The organism is Paenibacillus ihuae, assembly GCF_001368795.1.
Classification (GTDB): domain Bacteria; phylum Bacillota; class Bacilli; order Paenibacillales; family Paenibacillaceae; genus Paenibacillus_AQ; species Paenibacillus_AQ ihuae.
Map to the genome: position 1 here is coordinate 471875 of NZ_LN831198.1, position 5712 is coordinate 477586.

Here is a 5712-nt window from a genome sequence, read left to right on the forward strand (position 1 = left end):
CGAAATTTCGAATTTTATATTAAAAACACACTTTTTTAGTGACGGGCAAATAACCCTGTGTTAATATAAATAACATCTTAGAGGGAAAAACAGAATGCAAGGCAGAGAAAGGGGAATTTTAACTATTATGAGAAAAGGGGATGGCGATGGAGTACTTCATTCAGCAACTAATTAACGGAATTTCCGTGGGCAGTATTTACGCTCTGATCGCCCTTGGCTACACAATGGTTTACGGGATTATCAAGCTGATCAATTTTGCTCACGGCGATGTATTTATGGTCGGATCATTTATCGGGCTATATAGCGCCAAATATCTGGCGAATGCCGGTTTTCCTCCGGTAGTGGTGCTGCTCTTATCGCTGATTATCTCGATGACCATGAGTGCTCTGCTGGGAATCACCATTGAACGACTGGCCTATAAGCCGCTTCGTAAGTCTACAAGAATCGCGGCGCTGATTACTGCAATTGGTGTTTCATTCCTACTGGAATATGTCGGAGTCCTTATTCTTGGACCGCAGGCACAGGGTTTTCCGGATATCATGGTTAAGAAACAATATGAGTTATTCGGCAGTTCGATCCAGGTTGATTCGAATCAGGTCATGATTCTGATTACAACGATCGTCTTAATGCTTATTCTGCAATATATCGTACGCTACACTAAGACCGGTAAAGCTATGCGGGCGGTTTCGTTTGATATGGAGGCGGCGCGATTGATGGGGATCAACGTAGACCGCACGATATCTGCAACCTTCGCGATCGGTTCGGCACTTGCTGCAGCTGCAGGCGTAATCTTCGGTATGACTTACAACTCCGTGGATCCGCTCATGGGTGTTATGCCGGGACTCAAAGCCTTCGTGGCCGCAGTGCTTGGAGGGATCGGTAGTATTCCGGGAGCTCTTGTAGGCGGACTGCTGCTGGGAACGGTTGAGACTGAAATTTCATCGCTGGGTTATTCCTCCTGGCGTGATGGTGTGGCTTTTGCCGTGCTGATTCTGATCCTGATCTTTAAACCATCCGGGCTGTTTGGCAAGAATGTCCGGGAGAAAGTGTAGGTGGAGAACAGCATGAAAAAAATGAATAGAAAATTCTGGCTGGGCATTATTTTTGCCTTAGCGTTCTATGGAATCGTTCAAGTTCTTCTAACAACGGGAATCTTTAGTGATGTAACCCGGTCTATGTTGCTCTTGATCGGCGTCAATGTAATGCTGGCCGTCTCACTCAACCTGATTAACGGGATTACGGGACAGTTCTCCATTGGACACGCCGGGTTTATGTCTGTAGGTGCTTATACCTCGGCTATTCTGACGCTGGACTATGACGTGCCGTTCATTCTGGCTATTGTGGCGGGCGGAATTGTAGCTGCACTATGCGGCGTGCTGATCGGGATGCCGACCCTTCGGCTGAACGGTGACTATCTGGCTATTGCAACGCTGGGATTCGGCGAGATTATCCGGATTATCCTGCTGAATACGGAATATGTCGGCGGCGCTTCGGGGCTCAGCGGTATTCCGGCCAAGTCGACATGGACCATTATTTTCTTCTTTGCTCTATTCACTATCGTTCTAATTAATAACTTTATCCGTTCTACACATGGCCGGGCTTGTCTGGCAATCCGTGAGAATGAAATTGCCGCAGAGGCAATGGGGATTAACACGACAATGTATAAGGTGATTGCCTTTACCATCGGCGCGTTGTTTGCCGGTATGGCTGGCGGCTTGTCTGCTCATACCTTCTATGTCATCACTCCGGGCAGCTTTAACTTCCTGAAATCATTCGAGATTCTGGTAATGGTCGTTCTGGGGGGACTGGGCAGTACGGCAGGCTCAATCGTAGGTGCAGTCTTCGTTACCCTGTTATATACCTATCTCCGTGAATTCCCGGAATGGCGGATGATTATTTATTCGATCGTTCTGATTATGATGATGATTTTCCGTCCGAGCGGCCTGCTCGGCAAAACCAAAATCAATTTCGGCAAGCTTGGTAAAAAGGAGGCAAAGCCAAATGGCAGCATCAGCGACAGCAGTACTCCTTGATGTTCAGGGGGCCAGCCGTTCCTTTGGAGGCCTCAAGGCGCTTAGCGAAGTTTCCCTTCATATTAACAAAGGGGAATTGATTGGTCTGATCGGACCGAACGGTGCCGGGAAGACAACCTTATTCAATCTGTTAACCGGGGTGTATCCGCCATCGACCGGTAAGATCATGCTTAATAATGAGTCGGTTGGCGGAATGAAGCCCTTTAAGATCAATCATAAGGGAGCAGCGCGGACCTTCCAGAACATCCGGTTGTTTACGGCAATGACGGTGCTGGAAAATGTAAAGATTGCTTTTCATCAGCATGCCAGACATTCATTGTTCAGCTCCATGCTCCGGTTGCCGAAGCATTTCAAGGGAGAGCAGGAGATTACCCAAAAAGCGATGGACATTCTGAAGATATTCAATCTCGCGGATCAAAGTGAAGAAACCGCCGGTAATCTCAGCTACGGGAATCAGCGGCGCCTTGAAATTGCCCGTGCGCTTGCAGCCGGTCCTAAGCTGCTGCTGCTCGATGAGCCGGCGGCTGGTATGAATCCGAACGAGACGCGGGATCTGATGAATCTGATTGCCTGGATCCGCGAAGAATTCGATCTGACCATTCTCCTGATTGAACATGATATGTCGCTTGTAATGGGTGTCTGCAACCGGATCTATGTCTTGGACCGCGGAATACTTATTGCCGACGGAACTCCGGTAGAAATCCGGAATAATCCGAAGGTTATTGAAGCGTATTTGGGACAGGAGGCGTAAAGGCGATGCTTACAGTACAGGGAATCAATGTTTACTATGGAGCCATTCACGCACTGAAGGATCTCAGTATCAAGGTAAACCAGGGGGAGATAGTGACACTAATCGGCGCCAACGGGGCTGGTAAGTCGACACTCCTTAAGACACTTTCCGGGCTGCTTAAGCCGAAGAGCGGGAGCGTTGAGTTCCTGGATAAGTCGATTGCGAACCAGAGCGTGCAGGCGATTGTGAAGCAGGGGCTGATTCATTGTCCTGAAGGCCGGCGTGTGTTCGCCAATATGTCCGTTGAGGAGAACCTTGAACTTGGCGCTTATTTGCAGGATGGAAAAACGCTTGCCGCCGACTTCGAGAGAGTGTATAACACGTTTCCAAGACTTCGTGAACGCAAGAAACAGCAAGCCGGAACCTTATCTGGAGGGGAACAGCAGATGCTGGCCATGGGCCGCGCTATCATGGGACACCCCAAGCTGCTGCTGCTGGATGAACCCTCTATGGGTCTTGCTCCGCTGCTGGTTCAGGATATTTTCAAAATCATTCAGGAAGTCAATGCGGCTGGAACGACTGTACTGCTGGTTGAGCAGAACGCTCATCAGGCGCTCAAAATTGCCCACCGCGCCTATGTGCTGGAAACCGGAAGAGTTGTTCTGGAGGGAGACGCCAAGGAACTGGCGGATTCGGAAGAAATCAAAATGGCTTATCTTGGCCACTAGGCAGACTTACCTAATACGGCATCAAAGATCCAACATATAAAAAATTATATTATCAGGAGGCTGGGAGAAACTATGAAGAAAATTGGGGCCATTATTTTGTCAACCGTACTGACTGCGGTGTTAGCATCAGGCTGCGGTAACAACAACACAGAGAACAGCACTAACTCTGCAAACGGCGGAAATGCTGCCGGAGGCACAATCAAAATCGGTGCTGACCTTGAACTCACAGGCGGCCAGGCTTCTTTCGGCGACTCCGCATCTAAAGGGGCTAAGCTGGCTGTACAGCAGATTAACGAAGCCGGCGGTATTCTGGGCAAGCAGCTGGAATTGGTCGTAGCCGACAACGCCTCGAAATCCGAGGAAGCTACGCAGGCTGCACAAAAACTGATTACCAACGATAAAGTTGTTACGATTATCGGTGCTTCCACCTCGACCAACACACTGGGTATCGTTCCCGTAGCCACAGAGAAGAAAATTCCTCTCGTAGCTGTTGGAGCCACCAACCCTAAAGTAACCGTTGATGAACGCAGCGGCGATGTGAATGAATGGGTATTCCGTGCAGCATTCATCGATCCCTTCCAAGGCCAGGTTATGGCTAACTTTGCGACCAACAACCTGAGCGCCAAAACTGCTGTAATCTACACGGACACATCGAGTGACTACTCAAAGGGTCTGCAGAAGTTTTTTGAAGAAACGTTCAAAGCCAACGGCGGGGAAGTGCTGAGCCAAGAATCCTATCAGCAAAAAGACTCTGACTTCAAAGCTGTACTGACACGTATCAAAGAAGCTAATCCGGATGTAATCTATCTGCCAGGCTATTATGAAGAGGTAGGTAAAATCGTGAAGCAGGCGCGTGAAATGGGGATTACGGTACCTTTCCTGGGCGGCGACGGCTGGGATTCCCCTCAATTGGCGGAAATCGCAGGTGCAGCAGCTCTAGAGAACACTTATATGTCCAATCACTATTCGCCGGAAGATACTGCTACTGAAGTAACCTCGTTCGTTGAAGCTTACAAAGCTGCGAATGGCGGCGCGGTACCGGATGGTATGGCTGCTCTTGGATACGATGCACTTAAATTGGTTGCTGACGCGATTACCCGTGCGGGAGAAGCTGACCCTGCCAAGATCAAAGAGGCTCTGGCCGCAACGAAGGATCTGCAGTTGGCTACTGGTAAAATCACGTTGAATGAAACCCATGACCCGGTTAAAGCTGCGGTCGTCCTGAAATTCGTCAACGGCGTACAAACTTTTGAAGCAAAAGTTAATCCATAAGCGATTCTTCCGCATAGGATATGGGGAATGAACATTAAGGACTACAAATAATTTTGGTGAGAAGCGGGGAGCCTGGTGCTCCCTGAATCACCTTGGCTGTGAAGAGAAAGGCTCAATGGTGAGCCTTTTTTTCGATGAACATGAAGTACATCTCCATCAAACGTTGAGGAGGAACAGTCATGATTGTCGGTGTACCCAAAGAGATCAAAAATAACGAGAACCGTGTAGCGATCACCCCGGCGGGAGTGGAAGCCCTCCGCAAAGCAGGTCATGAGGTGCTGGTCGAGCAATCGGCCGGTATTGGCAGTGGATTCACTGATAAGGAGTATCTGGATAAGGGTGCACGTATTCAATCCTCAGCGGCAGAAGTGTGGAATCAGGCGGACATGGTCATTAAGGTGAAGGAGCCATTGCCTGAAGAGTACAGCTATTTTCGCAAAGGGCTTATTTTGTTCACATACTTGCATTTAGCTCCCGAAGCAGGTCTAACGCAGGCACTGGTTGATGGCGGAGTGACGGCAGTAGGCTACGAAACCATTCAACTGGAAGACGGCTCCTTGCCTCTGCTGATTCCGATGAGCGAGGTGGCCGGGCGGATGGCGGTACAGATTGGAGCTCAGCTGCTGGAGAAGCCGCATGGCGGCAAGGGGGTTCTGCTGGGCGGTGTTCCAGGTGTGCAGCCGGGCGAAGTGGTGATCGTAGGCGGGGGCATCGTAGGCACGAATGCGGCGAAAATGGCGCTGGGGCTGGGTGCGCGGGTAACTGTGCTTGATTCGAATGCCGGCAGGCTCCGTTATCTGGATGATACTTTTGGCGGGCGTCTGGTTACGATCATGTCGGATTCCTATCATCTTGAACAGGCGGTACGCAAGGCAGATCTGCTGATAGGTGCCGTCCTTATCCCCGGTGCCCGTGCACCGAAGCTAGTAAAAGAGTATATGGTGCAGCA

6 protein-coding genes are annotated in these 5712 nt (G+C 49.9%); all 6 read left to right on the plus strand.

What is annotated here, in order from left to right:
• Positions 1-146 precede the first annotated feature (146 nt).
• A complete protein-coding gene (locus tag AQR02_RS02195; RefSeq protein ID WP_054939198.1) occupies positions 147-1052 on the plus strand; it encodes a branched-chain amino acid ABC transporter permease in 906 nt (301 codons plus the stop codon).
• 12 nt (positions 1053-1064) lie between these two features.
• The gene (locus AQR02_RS02200; protein WP_054941955.1) at positions 1065-2033 is read left to right on the plus strand and encodes a branched-chain amino acid ABC transporter permease; all 969 of its coding nucleotides are present in this window, start codon (positions 1065-1067) and stop codon (positions 2031-2033) included.
• A complete protein-coding gene (locus AQR02_RS02205; protein ID WP_054939199.1) occupies positions 2002-2784 on the plus strand; it encodes an ABC transporter ATP-binding protein in 783 nt (260 codons plus the stop codon). Before AQR02_RS02200 ends, AQR02_RS02205 begins: the two co-directional genes overlap by 32 nt.
• A gap of 5 nt (positions 2785-2789) precedes the next feature.
• Positions 2790-3491: an ABC transporter ATP-binding protein gene (locus AQR02_RS02210; protein WP_054939200.1), complete on the plus strand. Its 702-nt coding sequence runs from the start codon at positions 2790-2792 to the stop codon at positions 3489-3491.
• 72 nt (positions 3492-3563) lie between these two features.
• Entirely contained in the window at positions 3564-4763 is a 1200-nt protein-coding gene (locus tag AQR02_RS02215) for an ABC transporter substrate-binding protein (protein ID WP_054939201.1), read from the plus strand.
• A gap of 179 nt (positions 4764-4942) precedes the next feature.
• A partial coding sequence (ald, locus tag AQR02_RS33400; RefSeq protein WP_245237053.1) for an alanine dehydrogenase occupies positions 4943-5712 on the plus strand: 770 nt, incomplete at its 3' end.